Origin of the sequence: Paenibacillus sp. B-A-8 (assembly GCF_048572915.1) — a bacterium.
GTDB lineage: Bacteria > Bacillota > Bacilli > Paenibacillales > Paenibacillaceae > Paenibacillus_AQ.
In genome coordinates this window covers 3,671,898-3,693,665 of record NZ_CP183882.1, presented here as the reverse complement: position 1 = coordinate 3,693,665, position 21,768 = coordinate 3,671,898, and the positions used below count along the sequence as shown (strand labels likewise).

Annotated in this window: 13 protein-coding genes and 1 pseudogene; 3 read left to right on the top strand and 11 right to left on the bottom strand. The window is 39.9% G+C overall.

Going from position 1 to position 21,768, the window contains the following annotated elements:
• Positions 1-31: 31 nt before the first annotated feature.
• Positions 32-676 carry a TVP38/TMEM64 family protein gene (locus tag ACN6MV_RS16410; protein ID WP_179281523.1) on the bottom strand — a complete coding sequence of 215 codons (645 nt, stop codon included), beginning with the start codon at positions 674-676 and terminating at the stop codon, positions 32-34.
• A gap of 28 nt (positions 677-704) precedes the next feature.
• Positions 705-2,069 carry an MATE family efflux transporter gene (locus tag ACN6MV_RS16405; protein WP_256989732.1) on the bottom strand — a complete coding sequence of 455 codons (1,365 nt, stop codon included), beginning with the start codon at positions 2,067-2,069 and terminating at the stop codon, positions 705-707.
• Between the two features lie 211 nt (positions 2,070-2,280).
• Between ACN6MV_RS16405 and ACN6MV_RS16400 the strand changes: the two genes are divergently transcribed.
• Both ACN6MV_RS16400 and ACN6MV_RS16395 read left to right on the top strand, forming a co-directional pair.
• Entirely contained in the window at positions 2,281-3,039 is a 759-nt protein-coding gene (locus ACN6MV_RS16400) for a response regulator transcription factor (RefSeq protein ID WP_256989722.1), read from the top strand.
• Positions 3,026-4,429 carry a sensor histidine kinase gene (locus ACN6MV_RS16395; RefSeq protein ID WP_094869060.1) on the top strand — a complete coding sequence of 468 codons (1,404 nt, stop codon included), beginning with the start codon at positions 3,026-3,028 and terminating at the stop codon, positions 4,427-4,429. Before ACN6MV_RS16400 ends, ACN6MV_RS16395 begins: the two co-directional genes overlap by 14 nt.
• Positions 4,430-4,441: 12 nt before the next feature.
• Here the strand turns inward: ACN6MV_RS16395 and asnB are convergent, their stop codons facing one another.
• The 4 genes from asnB to ACN6MV_RS16375 form a co-directional block, all read right to left on the bottom strand.
• Positions 4,442-6,310 carry an asparagine synthase (glutamine-hydrolyzing) gene (gene asnB / locus ACN6MV_RS16390; RefSeq protein WP_094869059.1) on the bottom strand — a complete coding sequence of 623 codons (1,869 nt, stop codon included), beginning with the start codon at positions 6,308-6,310 and terminating at the stop codon, positions 4,442-4,444.
• A 188-nt stretch (positions 6,311-6,498) separates the two neighbouring features.
• On the bottom strand, positions 6,499-7,818 hold the full coding sequence (locus ACN6MV_RS16385) for a D-alanyl-D-alanine carboxypeptidase family protein (RefSeq protein ID WP_094869058.1): 1,320 nt from the start codon (positions 7,816-7,818) through the stop codon (positions 6,499-6,501).
• A 21-nt stretch (positions 7,819-7,839) separates the two neighbouring features.
• A complete protein-coding gene (locus ACN6MV_RS16380) occupies positions 7,840-8,892 on the bottom strand; it encodes a C39 family peptidase (protein ID WP_256989721.1) in 1,053 nt (350 codons plus the stop codon).
• A 203-nt stretch (positions 8,893-9,095) separates the two neighbouring features.
• Positions 9,096-11,099, bottom strand: a complete 2,004-nt coding sequence (locus tag ACN6MV_RS16375; protein WP_094875816.1) for a peptidoglycan D,D-transpeptidase FtsI family protein — start codon at positions 11,097-11,099, stop codon at positions 9,096-9,098.
• Between the two features lie 441 nt (positions 11,100-11,540).
• Between ACN6MV_RS16375 and ACN6MV_RS16370 the strand changes: the two are divergent.
• Positions 11,541-12,167: pseudogene (locus ACN6MV_RS16370) on the top strand (hemolysin family protein); the annotation flags it as partial.
• A gap of 788 nt (positions 12,168-12,955) precedes the next feature.
• On the opposite strand, the gene ACN6MV_RS16365 reads toward ACN6MV_RS16370, so the two are convergent.
• From ACN6MV_RS16365 to ACN6MV_RS16345, 5 genes are all read right to left on the bottom strand, one after another.
• Positions 12,956-14,644, bottom strand: coding sequence for a UvrD-helicase domain-containing protein (locus ACN6MV_RS16365; RefSeq protein ID WP_094875818.1), 1,689 nt, complete (start codon positions 14,642-14,644; stop codon positions 12,956-12,958).
• On the bottom strand, positions 14,629-16,716 hold the full coding sequence (locus ACN6MV_RS16360; RefSeq protein WP_094873092.1) for an ATP-dependent nuclease: 2,088 nt from the start codon (positions 16,714-16,716) through the stop codon (positions 14,629-14,631). The genes ACN6MV_RS16365 and ACN6MV_RS16360 overlap by 16 nt, the downstream gene beginning before the upstream one ends.
• 1,092 nt (positions 16,717-17,808) lie before the next feature.
• Positions 17,809-18,960, bottom strand: coding sequence for a tyrosine-type recombinase/integrase (locus ACN6MV_RS16355; protein WP_179281707.1), 1,152 nt, complete (start codon positions 18,958-18,960; stop codon positions 17,809-17,811).
• Between the two features lie 342 nt (positions 18,961-19,302).
• Positions 19,303-20,781, bottom strand: coding sequence for a TniQ family protein (locus tag ACN6MV_RS16350; RefSeq protein ID WP_094873095.1), 1,479 nt, complete (start codon positions 20,779-20,781; stop codon positions 19,303-19,305).
• A gap of 14 nt (positions 20,782-20,795) precedes the next feature.
• Positions 20,796-21,758, bottom strand: coding sequence for an AAA family ATPase (locus ACN6MV_RS16345; protein WP_094873097.1), 963 nt, complete (start codon positions 21,756-21,758; stop codon positions 20,796-20,798).
• Positions 21,759-21,768: the final 10 nt, after the last annotated feature.

The window sequence follows — 21,768 nt, the reverse complement described above, 5'->3', positions numbered from 1 at the left end:
TGAAATTTTGATTGCATTAAATTTACATACCTTATTGCTCGTTTTCTAAGCGTTGAACGCTCGTGGCATTCGGAAATAATCGGCTATATATCAGATACACGACACCTAAAAAAACAGCATATATCAGCAGCACGGGTGACCAATACTGCGAACCCGAGACCGCAGAAACGCCAACATAGGCGAAAACAAGCATCGTTGGGATTTTGCCCAGGACAGTTGCGGTTACATACGGAACGAACGGAAGTTTAAACCAGCCTGCATATCCGTTGATAAGCGCAGCTGGGATGAAAGGCAGCATCCGCCCGATAAGAACGAACAGAAAAGCGCGCTGCTGGATATGCTCATTCCATATCTTCAATTTGGTTTTGGAACTTTGGCTTTGATACCCCCCACCTCCTTTGGCAAAAATCCAATAGGTAATAACAGCAGCCAGAGTCGATGCTGCCACACTCATCCCGCTTCCTCCCCATAGCCCGTATTTGATGCCTAGGATGCCAGATACCAGCGCAAAGGGGATGACGGGAACCATTCCGAGCACTGCACAGATGAACAGGATGATGGGCCAGCTTCCAGAATCCAGATTTTCCAGCCAAGGAAGCAGCTCATCCCTCAGGACGTAAATCAAACCGAGCAAGGCCAGATAGAAGATCACGGCAGCCATCTTTCGGGTAAACATTCGCTCCTTTCTTCCTCCCCTCCTCGCTTTAATGTGCGGCCTCATTTTCAAACGCAGCAATCTTTTTCCGGAAACGGAAAAATAAAAATACTGCACGAATCGCCAAATCAATAGCGATTGACAACCAGATGCCTGCAATGCCCAAATCCAGCTGAATGCCTAAGATGTATACTCCGATGACCCGGATCAGCCACATGCCGATGGCGGTGCTATACATGGGGCTCTTGGTGTCACCCGCACCCTGCAGTGCACCTGCAAGGACGAGTCCGACAGCCAGGAACGGCTGCGCGAAGGCATCGATTCGAAGTGCGGTTGTCACCATTTCAATGACAGATTGATCCCCGGTAAACCACGCTGCCGCAAAGGGGGCAAATACAAACAGGAGAACACCGACGAAGCTCATAAATACCACGGCAACAGCGGTAGTATATATACCAAACTGGTAGGCATCCCGGTGTCGGTTTGCTCCCAGGTATTGTCCAACTAAGGTGGTGGCTGCAATGGCCAGCCCATAGCCCGGCATATATGAAAAAACTTCGATATTACCGGCAATGGTATGTGCAGCATAAACCTCAGTTCCGATTCTGACGATAAGGCCCATGTATAAAACTTGTCCCAGACGCATGATGAGACGTTCTGCAGCTGCTGGTCCTGAGAGTTTGAGAAGCGGTTTAGTGAACTCGTTGTGGTCTTTTTTGAACAGCGAGAAAGACAGCTGTGACTTCCGGATGTAATGGAACAGTGCAATGGAACCAAGAATCCGAACCAGAACTGTGGCTAACGCCGCTCCGGCAATCCCCATCCCCGGAATGCCGGCTAGTCCGAAGATCAGGATGTAATCAAGAGCGATGTGGATTACATTTACCCAGATCCCCACCTTCATCGGGGTTTTGGTATCACCAGCTGAACGCAAGATACTGCCGAACACAGTCATTAAGGAAATAAATATGGAAGGTACGGCAACAATACGAAAATAAGTGACGCCGCTGTTGAGTACTTCTGGCTCGGCTCCCATAATGCGTAGTAGCGGCTCAGCGAAAAATAAGGTTATAATTCCAAATGAAATTCCGGCATACACAGCTAGCCACGTAGATTGACGAGCAACTTGTTTAGCTTCTTTCATCTTCCCGGCGCCAACACGTTTGGCTATCATGGAGGAAGTTCCGACACCGATGGCGAGAAAAATAGCAATGTAAACATTCAAAATCGTGTTGGAAACGCCGACAGCCGTAACCTCATTTAGCCCGATTCTGGATACAAACAATGTATCCACAAATCCCACCACCGTTTGAAGCAGATTTTCAATCATCGCAGGTACACCGAGCGCCAAAATGATTTTAATTTTTTCTTTTGGTGTAGTGTCTGTTATTTCTATTATCCTAGCCACATCAATCGTTCCTTTCTAAGCTCTCTGGAATAAATACATACCAAAAAACTAACCCCCCGGGGGGGTTGTTGTCAAGAGAAATTCTTTCAAAAGGTGATGTGGTACAATATTTAGATTATTTGTGCTTCTAAAAAAACTAAATATGATGATTACAAGGATTATCTTCACAAATTCTTCGAAAATGCAGGGTACACTAGAAACAAAGGAGGTTCAAGCCGTGTCCGTATTTATCCGCAAAAATCATAAAAAAATACTAATTATCGACGATGAAGCTCCTATGCGTGAGCTACTGCAGCTTTATCTGCATGCTGAAGGTTATTCCACCGAATCCGCAGCCGGCGGTAAAGAAGCATTGTCACGAATTACTGTAGCAGATTTCGATCTGGTGATCCTGGACCTCATGATGCCGATTATGGATGGGTTTGATGTATGCAAGGCAATCCGCCAAATTTCAACCGTTCCTATTATCATGCTAACCGCCCGCGAAGAGACGGTAGATAAAGTCGTCGGCCTGAAAATCGGTGCCGATGATTATTTAACCAAGCCCTTTGAGCATCAAGAGCTTATCGCCCGTATGGAATCTATTTTCCGCAGACAGGAATTTGTACAGCAGCAGAATCACATGATAGTCAAGCCTGTACAGTCAATCTCCACTTTACCCGCCAAATCAGAGTTAACCTTCCGTGATCTGAAGATGAATTTGAAGACTCACCAGGTGTTCTATCAAGACATGGAGATTGCTTTGACCCCAAAGGAATACTCGATCCTAAAGCTGTTTCTGAGCCATAAAGAACGAATCTTTCAGCGGGAAGATATCCTCGAGCTGCTGTGGAAGACGAGATCCATCAACGACGATCGGACCGTCGATACGCACATCAAAAATTTAAGGGAGAAGCTATCTCAGGCCGGAATCCCCGGGCATGACGTCATCAAGACCATCTGGGGTACGGGATATATTTGTAATGAGAAAAATTAAATTAAATAGCATTCCTCTGAAACTTGGCTCTGTACTTGTCATAATGTTTATGGTACTGCTCTTTTGCATTGAAAGTGTGCTCTATATGTTATTTATCCGCTTCTACACAGATGATGTGCTGAACGAACAGATCCACCGAAATCAAAGTTATGCTGCTGTGTTAAGTGAGCATTTTGATATGACGACAATTAACCATGTGCTGCTCACAGAAAGCAAGACGGACAATCTCCTGCTGATACTGGACCGGGATAACGCTTTACTGGGCTCTTCGGAGGGGACTGCCTCTCTCCCCCCTGAGTACTTGCAAGGAATCATCATCCATGGCACGAGTGCTGATTTTCATGGCCCGGTGTTAAACTCTGATTGGAAGAATGAGCCTAACTTTGTGACCGAAGCAGACATTGTTTCCAGTGGAGAGACGATTGGCAGAGTCTTTATGTTCAGTCCTACCGTCCCCATTCAAACAGCGATTAAGACATTAAACAATACATTTATAGGCGTCGCTGCAGTTGTGCTTGTCCTATCGGCATTGATTATCCTTCTGGTATCCCGGAAGCTGGTGCAGCCGTTGCTGAGAATGATCAAAATAACAAAACGGATTTCTGAAGGCATCTATGATTGGAAACTGGAGCCTCGTGGTTCTGATGAAATTGCACAATTATCCCATGCTATTAATCGGATGTCCTCTAATATTCAACACTATGAACAGCAGCGAAGACAATTTTTAGCAGATATCTCCCATGAGCTTCGCACACCGCTAACGTATATGAAAGGCTACTCAGAGGTGTTGAAGAATGGATTGGTACAGAACCAGGAGGATCAGGAGCGGTACTTACAGCTTCTCTACACCCAGAGTATTCAGTTACAAAGACTCGTTCAGGACTTATTCGAACTAGCAAACATGGAACAAGGATCATTTAAACTGGTTATTGATCGAACGTCCGTAGACAAAGTCATGCAAAATGCTTTGGAACTTATGTCGGATTCCATACAACAGCATGGAATAGAACTTGATTATCAGCCCTCCTCATCACCTGTCTATGTAAAGGGAGATGAACGGCGCCTTCAGCAAGTCGTGATTAACTTGCTTGAAAATGCGCGAAAGTATACCCCTTCCGGCGGGCGAATCACGGTTTCTACTAGCACCAGTAATGGTCAGGCTGTTATTATGGTCAAGGATACAGGCATCGGAATTCCTGCGGATGAACTACCACATATTTGGCAACGCCTTTATCGTGTTGAAAAATCAAGATCGCGAACGACCGGTGGTACAGGACTGGGTCTGGCTATCTCACGAGAAATTGTAATGCTGCATCAGGGACAAATTACTGTGGATAGCACAGAAGGATCAGGGACCACTTTTAAGGTGCTCATCCCGCTTATTTCGTGAAACGGACCTCTTTTAGTGCAGAGCAGGTACAGTCGTTGGAGCAGTAATATACATCTGATGCCATAAGATGAACACCAAAATTGTCCATAGCTTGCGGCTGGCATCCACTTTGCCTGCCCGATGATCTTCGAGCATACCCAACGCTTGTTTTGTAGTTATCCATGGAATATCATCAGCAGAGCCGATAACCTCTTTAGCCCAAGGGTACCATTCATTTTTGAGCCAAATGCGGATGGGAACCGGAAAGCCTAGTTTCTTACGGCTCTGCACATCCGGAGGTACGAAATCCTTCATTGCTTCCCGTAGAAGCAGCTTGGTAGTTGTTTTATTCACTTTGTATTTGCTTGGGATACGGGATGCGAGATCAAAAACCCGAGGATCCACAAAGGGAACCCGAAGCTCAATAGAATGTGCCATCGACATCTTATCTGCTTTCATTAAGATATTTCCCCGCAGCCAGGTATGAATATCAATATGCTGCATCTTAGTAATGTCGTCATAATGAGCAGCAGCTTCATATAGCGGCAAGGTCACTTCTTGTGCACGCTGGAAAGTTCTTGCTAGATTATCGGGCATTATTGCTCCCTTTTCAGCATCGTGGAATATTTTTGCATTACCATAGAAGCGTTCCTGCAGCTCCAAACTTCCCCTCTCTAAAAAGCTCTTTCCTTTCATTCCTGCCGGCATTCCCTTCGAAATTGCACCGGCAAGCTTTCGCATTGCGGCTGGCATATAGTTAAACATTCTAAGGGATAACGGCTCCCGGTAGATATTGTAGCCGCCGAAAAATTCGTCTGCTCCTTCGCCGGAAAAAACCACTTTGACATACCTGCTGGCCAGCTCGGAAACAAAGTAAATACCCGCCGCTGAAGGATCGGCAACCGGTTCATCCATATGCCAAATCATACGCGGAAGCGCCTCAAGGTAGCTTTGAGCGCTTACCGATACTTCATAATGTTCTGTACCCAGATGCGCTGCCGTCTTACGGGCAAGCTCCAGTTCACTATATCCAGGAACATCAAAACCTACGGAGAAGGTTCGGGTAGGCTCCAGACGCTGGAGCATCCCCACCAAGCTGCTGGAGTCAATACCTCCTGACAGAAAGGCACCTCTGGGCACATCGCTGTTCCGGTGAATCTGAACAGAATCCATCAGCACAGCGCGCGTCTCCTCTACCAACTCCGGAAAAGTAACAATATCCTCTGCATAAAATGATGCCTTGAAATAAGGTTTTATGAATATTTGATCTTGCTTAATAACAAGCATATTTCCAGCCATCAACTTATTAATGCCTTTAAACATAGTGGCCGGTTCCGGAACGTACTGAAAGGTCAGATAATGGGAGAAGGCTTGCCCATCCACTTCTCTGTCGATCTTACCTGATGCCAGGAGGGATTTGATTTCTGAGGAAATCATGAACCCACTGGGTGTTTCAGAATAATAAATAGGTTTGATTCCGAAAGGGTCACGGGCTACCAGCAACATTTGCTGTCTCTGATCCCAGATGACCAGTCCAAACATTCCTCGCAGCCGCTTGACGAAGTGTTCACCCTCGGCTTCATACAGCCTGAGAATAACCTCGGTATCGCTCTCTGTATGAAAGTGATGTCCCTCTCTCTGTAGTGATTCACGCAGCTCCCGGTAGTTGTAAATTTCTCCGTTAAAAATAAGGGATATTTCGCCCGGTTCATTGTGCATCGGCTGTGCGCCGTGCTCCAGGTCAAGGATGCTTAGTCTTCGAAAACCAAGACCTACGTGCCCATTTAAATGAATACCGGAGTCGTTAGGCCCGCGGTGATTGATGATTTCTATCATCTGCCTGAGCATCTGGGCTTGTACAGGCACTTGATTTCGATTATATACAGCGGTAATTCCACACATAAATTAGCACTCCTTAACTTGTTATCTCTTCTTTATTTTAGGGAGTGTATTTGAACAAACCGTGATGGTTTGATTACATTTGTGCTTACGATTCTCCACAATTTCTTCACGGACGGGACATAAAAAAAAGAGGATCTCCAGCACCACGTAATGAGAGCTGAAATCCTCTTATTGAATACAACACCGATTTAGAATAAATTCATTAAAGAATCCTTTAGGTTATTGAAGAAATTTCCGATTGAACGGAGTATCAAAGTGAACCAGCTTGCTTTATCCACTTGGTTTTTAGACAACAAATTCATCTCTGACTTGATCTCTTGACCTGTTTCATCTATATACGTAATTGTTGCTTTCCCAAGAACTGTTCCATCTGGAATAGGAGCTGTTCTTACAATTTCATCTACGAATTCGGCAGTTATTGTTAATTTAGGGTTTGTTCCTTTAATGGTCATCAGAGTTAGGTCCTCCTCTGTCTCCAGACCTACTTCTTTTTCCTTGGCTTTAAATACTTTTACGGTTTCTAACCCTTCCAGAACCGTTCTCTCTGCAAGAATCGTCTTTCGTTCGAACTGGCCAAATCCATAATCGAGCAGTTTCCGAGTCTGAACAAAACGCATGGACTCAGAAGCTGTTCCCATGACAACGCTAATTAGCCGCATACCATTCCGCTCGGCGGTGCCCGTAAAACAATAACCCGCTTGATCTGTGTAACCTGTCTTCATACCGTCCAGACCCTCGTAAGCATAGTTTTTAAGTGAGGTTATGGAAGAATTCCCCTCCAGCATCCAGTTGTAGTTAATGATCGGCTGGGCATCACGTGCCTTGAACTGGTATGAAGGAAGGCTGGAGATTTCGAAAAAATCGGGATGCTCGCGCTGTATGGCCAATGCCAGATAGGCGGCATCACGTGCGGACATCACGGTCTCACCTTCAATTTCTGTGGGACGGTATTCTTCGCTCATATCCCCCCTGCCTAAACCGGTGGCATTAATAAAGTGGGCATTGGTTAACTGAAGTTCTTTTGCAGTAACGTTCATTCTCATGGCGAAGGCTTCTTCACTGCCGGCAATATGTTCAGCCAGTGCGATTGACGCATCATTAGCCGACCCCACTGCCTTTGCCGTAAACAATTCTCTAACGGTATGTGTATCGCCTTCCGCTAGAAACACCTTGGATCCCACAGTATCCTGGGCTCTTTTTGAAACGGCCACCTGATCCTCCCAGTTTAACCGTCCGCCCTTGATTTCGGAAAGCACGATGTACTCCGTCATCATCTTAGACATGCTGGCTGGCGGATAGGCGATATCTGCGTTCGCCTGGTATAAGATCTGTCCTGTCTCTACTTCAAGAAGGATGGCCGATTTGGCCTGTAGCGATAGACTTCGGACAGGTGCGGGTGTATGGGCGTTAGCTGATACAACGGCGTAGGGTCCTGTGTAAAAGGCTGCCCATAAGCTGACAAACACTAGAGCTGGGATCACGTATGTTTTAATTTTTGAGGTTAACACTTGATGTACACTCCTTTAGTCTCAATTCGAATAAGTAATGGCTTGTCTGCCCATTTGCTCCCATGCTTCACGAAACGAGTTGATCTTCACTTTACGGTTAATCACTTCGGTCAAAGGGTCATTGAAGTAAATGTAGCGTTCATCATAGCCCGTTAGGAGCACGGAATGCTCTTTGTAGGTAATCTTGATTGGACCACTTGGGGTATCCCACTCTTCAAACATCTCAATAGGCAACGAAGTGAAATAAGTATTGGCTATAACCCACACAGGCTTCCCTTGAGTGAGAGTAACCAGCATATCGTCAAAGCTGCTGCCAGTCATATCAATGATCTGCCCAGGCAAATACATCTCAGCCAGATCTTTAATCGGCCCGTGGTAGACGCCGTATCCCGGATTATCATAGGAGTACATATCGCCGACAAAGCCATCGTAAGGATTGCCAAATGTAACTGAACCATTAATCTTGGAATACGGTGTCGGATCTTTGCGAATTTGTTTTGCAAGTATCATTTTATCCGCCTCGATTCCAGCATGTTTTAGTAGCATCGCAAGACTCGTCACCTCACAACCCCGCGGCAGCTCCGGCATTTGGTTAACTAGTACGGCATCAAGGGGCTGGACCTGAGCCGGCAATGGTTGTAGGGTCCATATTGTCTTTTCACTGCTGACATGGTACACACGAGTTCCCAGATTACCTCTGGCGAACTGTACAGCCTCTGCGTATTCTGAAAAATCAGCCACAAGTATTTCACTCTGGTATACCAAATACGGACGGTAATTGTTCCACAGTAAAGCATTAGATCCCTTTTCTCGGACTGATGCTAATCGAGTGGATTCAGCATAATTAATAGCTTCTCCTAGCGTAGTATAGCTGTTTACAAATGTAGACCCGCTATACACAGCAAAAGTGTTGTCTGCTTCTTTCTCTAATTCATTCACATATGAAGATTCGCTTTGCGGCATAACAAGCTCTTTGGGTTGAAGCAAACGTTCAGTTACGATAACTGCGATTAAGACGATTAACACTAACATGAAATGCTGTAACCAAGCCTTGTTCTTATTTTGTTTTGGCAATCAAAACCACCTATCTTTGCAGTGTAATGAGCGTACATCTCTAAGGGTAACGATGGACTTTGTAGATATTGTGAAGGAATTATTACAACATCTTTTCCGGGGGGAGCCCGAGTGATTTTTAGTAATAAAAAAACCGCGATTTACGCGGTTTTCATAAAGAGTCTGCATTTGTGTTCTTATCTTGAGGTCTTTCAGATCACTGGTCAACTTTGTGGCGACATAGTTAATCCGAACACCGCATCATAAGCATCAAAAATTTTCCGTGCAATGGGAGCTGCACTTTGTGAACCGTAACCACCTTCAGGAACGACAACAGCAACTACAAGCTTCGGATTTTCTCTTGGTGCAAAGGCGATGAAAACTCCGTTCTCCACATTTATAGCTTGACCATTCTTATAAATCGTTTGTTGGGATGTTCCGGTCTTTCTGGCGAAATCATAAGGAAACCCTTGAAATGCGCTGTCTACATTCGTAGCCATTCCACGGTGAATCGTTTGCCATAACTCATCTTCGTACGAAACCTCGTTTAAGATTTTCGGCTCAATGGTTTGAATGACACTTCCGTTAGTATCTCGGATTTCTTTAACGAGATGAGGCTCCATTCGTTTACCTTTGTTGGCAAGCATCACTGTATATTGTGCAAGTTGCAACGCTGTATATTTACCCTGCTGCCCGAACGAAGCGAAAGCCATACTTGAAAGCTGAGATTGGTTTTTCTGGTTATATTCAATTCGTCCTCTAAACTCTCGCGGCAAATCTACCCCGGTTTCCACTCCTAGACCGAATTCTTTCATATATTTATCCCAGACTTCCACTGACTGATCTGCGTATTTCCTCCACAATTGTTCGCCAATTAAGTCAACCATAAATGCATTGGATGAATTCTTAATTGCAGTTACAGGAGTCAACAAGCCAAAAGCTTTGCCTCCCGAATTACGGACTCTTGAATTATCCCTACCGAATTCAGCATATCCTTGATCCATATACGTAGTACCTGGTGTGATTAAGCCTTCATTAAGTCCGATTAGAACACTGAGCGGTTTTATCGTTGAACCTAGGAGCACAGTGGATTCAGGATGCTGTCCTGAATCATTTGGTGGAAAAGACTCCACTGTTCCATTGCGATAAATATACTTGATCTTCTCATAATCCCAAGGGGCATTAGGATCATAATCTGGCATACTTGCCATAGCGATTATGTTTCCGGTTTCCACCTCCATGGCAACTGCATAGCCCGTCTTCGCGTTGGGGTGGAGCTTCCCGGATACGGGCGTTCGCTGCAACCATTGCAACTGATCTATGATAGCTTGTTCAGTCTTCATTTGAACTGTTTTATTAAGAGTGGAGACGAGATCGTATCCTTTGATCGGCGGTTGTGTAACAGGCAGCGAACCCTCTTCCGGCAAATTAACGGCATTAATAGCAATTTGCTTAAAACCATTTTTTCCGCGCAGCAAATCCTGATACTGCATTTCCAGTCCTGATACGCCTACATCTTCGAGTTCAGAGTAGATCAGTCCAGGATCCGTTTGTTCGGCATTCAATCTATCGAGTTCTTTATACTTGACAGTGGTCTTTGATGTTTTGAAGGATTTCAGATATCCGATCGCCTGAACGGCTATTGTATCCGGGTCGTATTTTCTGATCGTCTCTTCTACGACTGACACACCGGGATATTCCATTTTATTCTCCATAAAATAAGCTACTTCTTGATTCGAAAGTCCGCTTTTTATGAGTCTGGGAGTATAGCCAAGGGCCTGTTTATACTCTAAGTCCATAGCTTCGATAATTTGTTCTACACTATAATCAGCGGTGTTTATATTTTTTAACTGCTGGAAGACTTTACTCAGTTTCTCTGCTAACTCCAAAATCTCTTTTCGATTAGGGTTTGGTGACCCTCCGCTCTGTTCACTATAGTTCTTAAATAAAGTAATATACAAGGAGTACGAGGGTTCAGAATAAGCCAGCTTCGTTTGCCCAGTAGAATCATATATCGTCCCACGAACAGGGAGTAAAGGAGCCGTCCTTGTTACACTGATATTCTCTTGCTCAGCCATTACAGGTCCTTCCACAAATTGTAGAACTGTCAATTGAATGAGTAGAATTGAAAAGATTATGAATACGCCAAAAAAGAAAATATTAATACGTAGATGCAGATGATTCTTGGGATTTGAATTTTTCTTTATGCTGAAATTAAACTTTGTCATCACATTTCCTCACTATAGTATAGAGTTTCATGAAGCTTAGGTGAGGTCAGGACAGCTCTTAAAGTCCATAGTAAAACTATCTTTCCACCTCCTTAGTTGGCCTAAATAACTAACCTCTATTTACAATAGTAGGAGATGGATTTGAAGATCTTGTGAAGAAAGTATTACAACATCTTTTCTTGGGGGAATAAGAGAAGAGTGAGAGATCACCCGACTTACCAAACCATGACGTACAACTGGATGGTTTAAGTGCTTTTATGTTATACTCCTTCGTATATATTTCGAGGGGGGGCTGAACAATAATGGGAAGGCGATTTTGCAAATGGATTGTGCTCCTGAATTGATCCGCCTCAGACGGTACTTTTGTTAAACCCATTAGCGGATTAAGAAGTGTAATCTGACTACAATTTGGAGGTGAGTCCCTCTTTGAGATGGGAAGGATTGGACTTAATAACGATCATGAATTTATTTATTCTTGCAGTGTTAATTGTATTGACAGCTTTTTTTGTAGCATCGGAATTTGCTGCCGTTAAAATCCGAATGTCACGGATAGAACAATTGATTGATGAAGGAAATAAAAAGGCTATTATTGCTAAAAAAGTCGTCGGTGATCTGGATTATTATCTATCCGCGTGTCAGCTCGGGATTACAGTTACAGCTCTAGGACTTGGAGCTATTGGCAAGCCCACAGTAGAACGTATTTTGTATCCGGTTTTCGATTTATTTAATTTATCCGAAGCGAGCGCTTCCGTAGCGTCCTATGCGATTGCATTTATTTTTGTTACCTTTCTACATGTGGTTGTCGGGGAGATGGCGCCGAAGACGCTTGCCATCCAGTTCGCCGAGAAGCTGACGCTGCTTCTCTCACCTCCGCTGTATTGGTTCGGCAAAATCATGCATCCTTTTATTGTGGCGTTGAATGGAACATCGCGGGTAATTCTTCGTCTGTTTGGAGTCAAACCTGTCGGGCATGAAGAGCATTACTCGGAAGAAGAAGTGCGGATCATTATGGCCCAAAGTTTCGAAGGCGGTGAGCTGAATGAAACTAAGCTGGAATATCAAAACCACTTCCTTAATCTTATCTCTTCTTCTGGCTCCCACAATCGTAGAAACAAAACCACCGTAGCTCCCACAGACTAGATAAATTCTACTCTCACTTTCAAAGGTCAATTTCTTTAAGGTAACAATGACAGCCTCTAAATTCTCTGCCTCTGTCATAACAGACTGAAAAAAAACGACTAAACTTTCTAAATACTTTATCACATCCTATTTTGCTTAATATCAAATCGGCAAAGAGACCAATTTCTTGTCTTCAGACACTTTCTAGGTTTTATAGTAGATGACAACATTATGATTTGTACTTTTCACCTTACTTCGAACATTAAAACAAAAAAGCATCACCTTAAGGAGATGCTTTAGATTAGCTTGGCGTCGATCTAGTCTCAAGTCCTTTCGCCAAGTACCACCGGCGGTGGAAGGCTAAAAAGGTCGTGTTCGGGATGGGTACGCGTGGAACCCCTCTGCTATGCCACCAAACATGCGTCTGTGAAACAGACCTGTCGCTAGAAATTGGGTTCATCACGGATGTTTAAATGAATTTCGGTGTGTACAGGCGTAATCACCTGAAAACTGAATCCTAAACAAATCTGTGTTTTATTTTTTGGATAAGCCATAGTGCGATTAGTATTGGTTGCTCCATGCATTGCCGCACTTCCACCTCCAAGCTATCTACCTCGTCGGTCTTCAAGGGGTCTTACCTGCTCGTAAGGAGTGACTCACGCTTAGAATGGTATGCTTATGAGGGTTAACTACGGTCCGATCGCTAGACAACAATTTGTAAATGCATTTACTAAGACTTATGTTAGAGGATGGATTTTGCAAAGTTTGCTTAGTTTTTTTGTAGCATTTAGAGACAAACTTGGTACACAAAAAAACAGATTAGACTTTGCTCTGCTTGCAGCCACATAATAAACTCGGTGGTCTTCTTTTGAAATCACATCAGGATTTAAAAGAAATCCCAATTCTCTCTTTTCTGAGTAATTTTGCTTATGCGGAAGAATATTCACTAATACATTCTCAAATTCATTTCCCTTTGCCTGATGTATGGTTCGATCTTTACCAACAATGTCTTGGCTTGATATTAATAAAGCGAGTTCTGAATACTTCTTATTTTTATAGAACTCCTCTATTTTTGTTGGAATTTCCCTTTTGGAAATAACAGGTATATTGATGCTTAGAGTCAAAATTTTCTCATATAGTTTTTGGATTGGTTGATCATTAAATTTGCTATAGTCAGTTAATAATTGCTGGATGATCTCCAATCCTTTTCTTTCATTGATTATTTGATTGGAAATCTTATTTATCTCCTGAATTGCTTTTTTAAAGTTGGAAAGGCGTGCATATTCTATTGCTTTAATAATGGGAACTATGATTTTTCTTCGTTCATTAGAGCTATCATTATTGGTGAAAATAGATTCGAGTGTTTCGGATCTGATATTGTCCGTATAATCTATCTTATCTCTTATAGAATTAGCCCTTTTATTAGAAAAAGAGAGTGTATAAAGTTCTTCTTCACTATTGAGATTGAGTGAATCTTCAATATATTTTACTGCGTTCAAGGGGTGCCCGATAAGAATAGTCGGCAAATTCCCTTGTTTATTATTAGGGCTTTTTTGAAAAATATTAGGTCGAATTGAATTTAACAAATCTATGATCTGTACTGTACTTCTATGGTTGTCTTCCATCTTGTAGTTTACATTGTTTTCTAGATTGAATTCCTCAAATTGTATAATATCAGAACCTTGAAAACTGTAAATTGATTGAGCTGAATCTCCAATAACTCCAATAATCGTTTCTTTTTCTGCAATCAGTTTTATGATTTTTGTTTGTATAGGAGATGTGTCTTGAAACTCATCAATAAAAATATATGGGAATTTAGAACGAATGACTCTTAAAACATCTGGATTTAAAATCATTATTTCCCATGATAGGGCTAGAATGTCTTCATAATGAAGGATTCCCTTTTCCCAAAACATCTGTTTGTATCTATACAGGTTTTCGTGCATGTCTGCTTTTCTGCCTTTGATGTGAAGCTTACAAACATTATCATTATCAATAAACCAAAAGGATTCCTTTGTTACTTCAACGTTAGATAGTCTGTATCTATATTCCAATCCACTTTGTTTAAAAAAACCTGATATTAAGTGTTCACTAGGTCCCTTAACTTTATGAATATTAATATTATGTTTCTTACTAACTAAAGATAAGAATGGCTTTACTACATGCAGAAATAAAAAACTATGAATAGTACATACTTCGACGTGATCATGCCCATTAGGGAGTCTTTTTAAAATAGTTTCTACGCCAGTATTAGTATAGGTAATACATGCTATTTTTTTATTTCGACCTAGTCGCTGAGATTGATGCAGTATATTCTGAATATGGTTTATTAGAAATCTTGTTTTACCAGCCCCGGGCCCTGCTACGACTTTAAAGTGAGTTTCAATTGGAATTGTAGAGTCGGCAGATATTAATTCGAAATCCATACGATCGCATCCTTTATGTATTGAGGAACTTGAAAAGGTATCTTATTAGCACTTTCTAAATTTTGATTCATATTGTATGCCAGTTCATAAGCATTCTCCCCCTTACTGACAGAGCTAAGGTATCTGGCAGCGAGAACATGTTCTTTTTTCTGAGTCCCAGTATTTTTATCAATACCATCGGTAATTCGTGCACGTAATCCTCCTCTTTTTCCTAGCCTTTCTAGAATAGACTCAAATGGTTTTTCAGTATTAAATAAATTAAATAAATCGACGAGTTCTTTATAATTTGTCATGTTTTTATTTAGAATTAAAGAACAACCAGGATTCTCAAAACATAAAGAATATTCGAAGGTTTTCCCTTGATCGATTTGCTGGGAAAAACAACGGATGTTATAAGGTTGAACTTGATATACTAACGAATTAGTACAAGAGGAGTATCTATATTTATCTGGATCTGTATACAATTCAAAAGGGAAGCATTTGGTATCATCATCCAAATTACTTTTATCCAAATCATCACTAAAACTTGTTGATATGTTTTTGAGTTCTATTCTCACAGGGTCTAAATCTGTAATACAAGCTACCTTTTTATGTAGAGTGAATTTTTGGTTTGTATCAAAAAGCTTGAGAAAGTGATCGAAATATCTTCCATTAACATTTATTACAGCTACGTGATCACCTTCTAAATCATGGCCAATATATTTAGCAAATATAGACATTGTTAATTGTTCTGCTAGTCCCTCAACAAAAATCACTGATTTTGCAAACAACATATCAGATTTAGTTGTATCCAAGAATCTTTCTATGTAAGCTTTACCTTTGGGATCGTTCTCAAAAATTCTTCCCAAATAGGCAATATTCAGTTGGTTTTTATCAGTTCGATGGAAGCACATTATTTCATCTAAAGAAACCGCTGAAGTTATGTTTGGTGAATGTGTTGTTATAATAATCTGTCTTGCTTTACTTTTACCATTTTCCCTAAGAAACTTTAAAAATTTATATTGCATTGCTGGATGTAAATGAGCTTCAGGTTCTTCAATTACTAAAATAGGAAATGTCTTAGCGTTACTTCCCAAATAATCACCGGAAGCATCTTTTTGCATCTTAGCAAGTAGCAAGGACATATAAATCAGATTATTATAACCCAAACCATTGTGAGTGGCAGGTATTGTTATTCCAGTTTCGTATTTCACAATTAATCTAAGAGCTGAATAAAGTTCAGAATCTAAAATATTCCCATCAAAATCAGGCACAGCATTACCAAAAGAAGCTCCTGTATCCTTGGCGTAACTTAACATCTCGATTTTTCCATGTTCCATTCGATCTTGTAGGGTTTTAATTAGAGCAGCTGCATTAACAGAAAAGTCTTTTTTTAATTTTTCGATTTCTTCTTGTTGTGTTTTCTTATCTTTATTTTTTTGGTCATTATTTTTTATTCCATAATCCATAAAAAAATCAATAACATCTCTTAATAGAGTGTTTTTTCCAGTAAATAAATCACGTTCAACATCACGAATTGCGTCTATGAACTGAAAATCAATTTTATTTAATGATTCTGTGTCAGCGAGTTGCTTTAGTAAAATATCCCCGCCGTATACATTAGACTTATACTTCCTTAAAAACTTATGTTTTATAAGGAGCCAGTAGTCTTCTATGTTTATCGAGCTTTCAGATTTCATCGCATTAATATATTCTTCTTCTTCTTTTTCTGGTAAATAAAAAGAGTAAGTCAACTTTGCTTGATAAGGCTCTTTTAACTCGATAAGCCAGTTCGCTACTGTGACTAAATCTTCTGAAAATTCATCTTCATTTTTGGATTCGGTAAATATCACTGAAATTGTTACTCTGGGGGAGTTTTTCTTAAGATCATCAACTGTGACTTCCTTGTTAAAATCATCCACACAGAGCCTTTTAGGTGAATTCACACTAAGAACTAGTTCTAAGGCTTTAAGTAAATTTGATTTGCCAGAATTGTTATGGCCTATAATTACATTCATACCCTCGTTAAAGTTTATAGATGTACTACTCTTAAAGTTTCGGAAGTTCTCGATAGAAATACTCGAAATATACATACTCATTCTCCTAATTATAAGATGATATTATGTTAAAAATTTATTCTATGTAGTAATGTAGGTGGAACAAAATCATTGATCCTCTATATCCAAATTCGTAAATGTAAATAATGTCCCATCTGTTAGCTTTCTATATTGCTGGTATTTCAGAATAAAACTACTTTAGATGTAGTTGATACTCCTAGATCTTTGTTTGGATCTATTAATCATTTCATGTTAGTTCCCTCTGATAGCATCTTCCATACTCAAACATTCTTCATTAAGGAAGAATATACCTCCTTTTTGTCGAACTTTAGTCCCATAAGGGAGGATCTTTATGTAGTTATAACAACAAAACATCGTCAGCAAAGTCTGACGATGTTTTTAGCGTGTCGAATTTCCACTATTTTTATCGAATGTAAATAAATGTTGTTGTAATATCAGAGTTTATAAAAATAAAGTACTAGTCTGGGGATGTCGATGGATTCAAAATTATGCAATATATAGTAGAATTACTAAAACAATAGTTGATTTAAGAGGAATCCCATTCACCTTCCCTTGGCAAGTGAGTGAAAAAAAATAACGACAGCAATAGCCAAATTAGCAATGCCGCCGTAGTTAATCACTTTTCTTTTATAGCGATACTAAGCAGTCCTTCATATATTATAAAAAATACAAATGTATTGTCTTGATTGCATTCTCGCCGGTCTACTTCGGTCCACATTATTAATCATACGTATACTCAATCATCGAAACCACTATAAAATAAATTATCAAATTACTGAAATAAAGAGTAAATCAACATCATTTAAAAGAAGTGCACTATAAAATTAGAGTTATGAATGTTCCATCTACAATAACAGAATCTTCACAAAGAGTATTTAAATCCTATTCCAAGTGAAAAACTTTATTCGCCCCTCCGATCGAGTAGGGAAATTTGTGTCATTACTCCTAACAAGTAGGTGGTTTTGTGTCATTCTCTAATCGAGTAGGGAAATTTGTGTCACAAATTTTCGACACAAAGTTCCCTACCAAATACCAAAAAAAACCGTGAAATCAAGGTTTATATGGTAGGGTAATTTGTGTCAGTCTACAGTTGAAGATCAGTCTTTCTTAGCTTTGCATTTCTTTTTGAATTTTCCTTGCATAGATCATTGGCATTTCTGAGGTGACATTTGAAATCATCTGATGAACTTGAGCCATATTTAATCCTGCTTTCATCAATTTCAAACCGAAACGATGTTTGAAGCCATTGGCTGTAAAATGAAAAACATTTCCAGACTCGTCTGTGATATTTGCTCTTTCTGCAAATCTATCTAGACTCCTTAAAAAGGATAGTTGTAGAATTTGTTTTCCAACTCCCTTATTCCCTTTATAACGTATAAATAATAATTTATTAGGGTGATCTTTTCCCAGTAATTCTTTTACTTTATTCCTATATGTTTTCATTAACTCTGCGAGATCCTTTTGAATAGGTACCATTGGAAATTCATATCTGGAGTTTTTTCTACCAGACCGTACCCAGTATTGATCATTAATTTCTATCAAACAATCTTGATTCGAGTTTAAGATGTCAATTAAACGGAATCCAGATGCTTCCATTAATAAAAGGATAGTTGCATACTGATCATCAAGAAGGTCAAGGTTTGCCAAAATCTGTTCCCAAACATAATCGGACACATGCTTATAATCCTCATCATTCTTCGGTTTAAGTTTTGGGCGATCTTCTTGATAAATCAATTTTCTGATTGGTACCCCTGGTGCTTCTACCCACTCATATCGTTGCAGATAATAAAGGAAATTCTCTAATCCACCAATCATACGCCAAATGAAATAATCAGTGGGCTTCTTTACTCTATAATTTGAGGATTTGTTTCCTTTCATTGGTGAGTTTTTGAGACTTTCAAAGTATTCACAAATATCATTTCGTGTAAGAGACTTAAGATCTACCCAGTGTGGATTTTTTAGCACAATGAATTTTATGAAGGGAACTAACGTCATAACCTCACTTCGAGCAGTAGAGAACTTTATTGAATCTTGAACAAACAAGCGATGCTGTATATATTTTTTGATAAGCTCTCTAAATGTAATATCTATTTTCTCAAAAGTCAGAAAGTATTCTGCTCTTGTCGTATTAAAAGGTATCCCAAGATTACGAACATCCCAACGATCTTTTGCTATTTCTTCGCGATATATCTCCATATTGGCTTCGTCTTTATTATGACCATATCGATTCATTGATGCCAGGATTTTATTTTTTTTCATCAGGATTCTCCTTTGTATGTAACTCACTATAATTTTAGTTTCGCCACATACTGAACCACGTATACTTGCATTTTGCCTATTAATCGTCAAAACCATCATGATTTCCACCTGTTGCCCTGACTCTCGAGATTTTTCGTCAAACGTTGGATTTCCCAAACAAATTCTAAAAATGAATGACATTCATCAATATATTCTCCAAGCTTGTCACATTTTGAATCGTAATTAATCAAACAAACTCCATAAAAGTTCGATAATATCCATGGCTATTCGGTATTTGAGATAACGATTGTTCTCATATCCGTGAACCTCCTTCAATTCTTAGAAGTCATCATTGATACCTCACTATAATTTTAGTTTCGCCACATACTGGTCCACATATATTTGCATTCTTTTCTTTGCTTCCTGGTTTTCGAATGACATCATTGAAACAGCTAAAGGAATATAAGAACGCATTCTAATCTCTCTTTTATTCAAACGATTACATTCATTTTTATCATATTCTTGGTGATCTTGTCCAATTTGACGATTGCTTCCTGGAATGAAACGAATGATGATTTGTTCCTGATAGTCTCTTTCAATAGCAAACGCAAAGTTCATACCTTCCTGAATTATTTTTTTCAAAGCTTCTCCCCTAGGAACTCGTATATTACTAGAACCCTCTTCTGCGAAGTTAAACCAATTGATAAAGAGTTGACTATACAAATATGCTGAAGCTTTATTAATAATCCATTTCAGAGGTTTGGTATCAGTTATCATCTCACGGGCGAGAGTATCCTTAGCTGCTATATATAGTTGCTTTAATTCTTCTTTATACAAGGGGGAAATTGCGTTAAAGTCATTTTTTTCTCTCCCTGTATTATTCAGTCCTTTTAAATGTCCATAAAAATAAGGTGACCCAAGAATCGATTGTCTCCAGAATATATAGGAATAAGCAGAAGGACAAATAGACGGGAAATCTGCCCCCTCTTCTTTTAAAAGTAACTGCAAACGCCTTATACAAAGTTTATGTAGGCAGAGTGATTTTTGGATTTTTTTATCAATTGCTTTAAAAATAAATCGATTCTCTATGAAAATTTCCTCGAAAAGAACTGACTCATCCATTATATTTCCAACTTGCTTCATATTACTAATTATAAATTCTTCTGCGAACTCTTTCTTTTTTAGGTTGTTTAAAACGTCGAAATCAATATGACTTGGGATATAAATTATTGGATCATTATTTATATCTCGATCAGTTTTGTTGATCCAATCGTATACACGATGATCATTAATAGTTAAGTTCTTAATCCATTGGTCCCAGTGTAGATTTGAATATTTGTGGCCGCACTTACAAGTAAAAGCTTTGTCCATAACAGTATCACTCAATAAAAAAGGTATCTTTACTTTACAAACGGGACATTCCTCAGCAAGCTTTACACTATGTATAGGACAGTTCTTAAACAAAGTAAACTGATGTAACAGGCTATGATAACCATGATTTAGGCAACTAGGGCACCATCGTAAATGTGGAGCAAACCAAGTTTGACTATTCCCTAAGTTTGGTCCAAGTGGACGAAGCAGTTCGTTCATTGTATGGTTCGTATGTGTATGTAAATTCACATTTAGGTACTTTTCTAATATCTTCTCATCAAAGCCCTTTAGCGTTAACAAATCTCTGTAATGGTTTCCAACATGCATATTCTTGATTGATTTTACTTCATCATTTCCAACAACCTTAAGAATGGTATATCTATTGATGACATTAGCATAACTAAATTTTTCGAAAATGGACCAAGCCGATTCGTATGGCCTGATCCATTCCTTCCTCCATATAGCAACCATATCGTTCCTCCCTCCTATGCCAATGCCATAAACACTTCGGATTCTATATATCCCGAATTATTTATTGCCTCTTTCCAGTGGTTAGTTGTCAACCATTCAACTTCTCTTCCTGTTGCTCCATTAAGCTTTAGTGCATTCTCTATGGAAAATATAAAATACTCCATAGGAATCTCCATTTTTTTGGATAAACCATGTTCCTTACGAATATCTTTAAAAATGTCAAAAACCTCTTTAGCACATTGTTTCAGTCGATATCCTTTACTAAATGCTTCAGGAAAAAAATAGCGAGTGTAGGTGTACCCGCTATTTTCTGGGTATTCCGATACTTCGTCGTAGCACATTAGGCAATGCTCAACTTCTTTCAAAGTGCGTATGCCAAAAAACTCATGCTCATTTGTCATAAATCGCCCAATGATTTGAGATTTTTTTGTTTCAAGGAAATATGTTCTTCGATCTATCAGCTCAGACTGACCAACACATATAACCGTCATACTGATTTTTTCACTATCCAAATCATTATAGATATCAATTAGCCAGTTATATTGAAGTTCAGTCAATCTTTGAGCTTCATCAATAACAAGCATAACCCTCCGAAGTTTTGATCTCTCTCCTTGCTCCAACATTAAATTAACAATTTGTTGTCGCATAGCGGTCGGACTTCGTTTCGCAGGGAATGAGAACTTAAAATCACTAAGGATGTCTCCAAAAAACTTTTCTTCAGTCGGTACTCGATAACTTTTGCACCTTGTTCTCAATATAGGAAAGTTCTCTCCTATCTGCGTTGGCAGATAATTTAATGCAAACTCAACAGATTTCGTTTTACCAATTCGTGGCCTTCCGTAGACAATCATTCCTGGTAAACGATTCATCACAACTCTTGTCAATCTTTCCATTAACCGTTTTACCTCCATAGTAGGAAGGATGTATCCGCCCATTTCAACTGGATGTGTACCCAGAGGCAGTTTTGGTCTTTCCATTTTTAGGCCT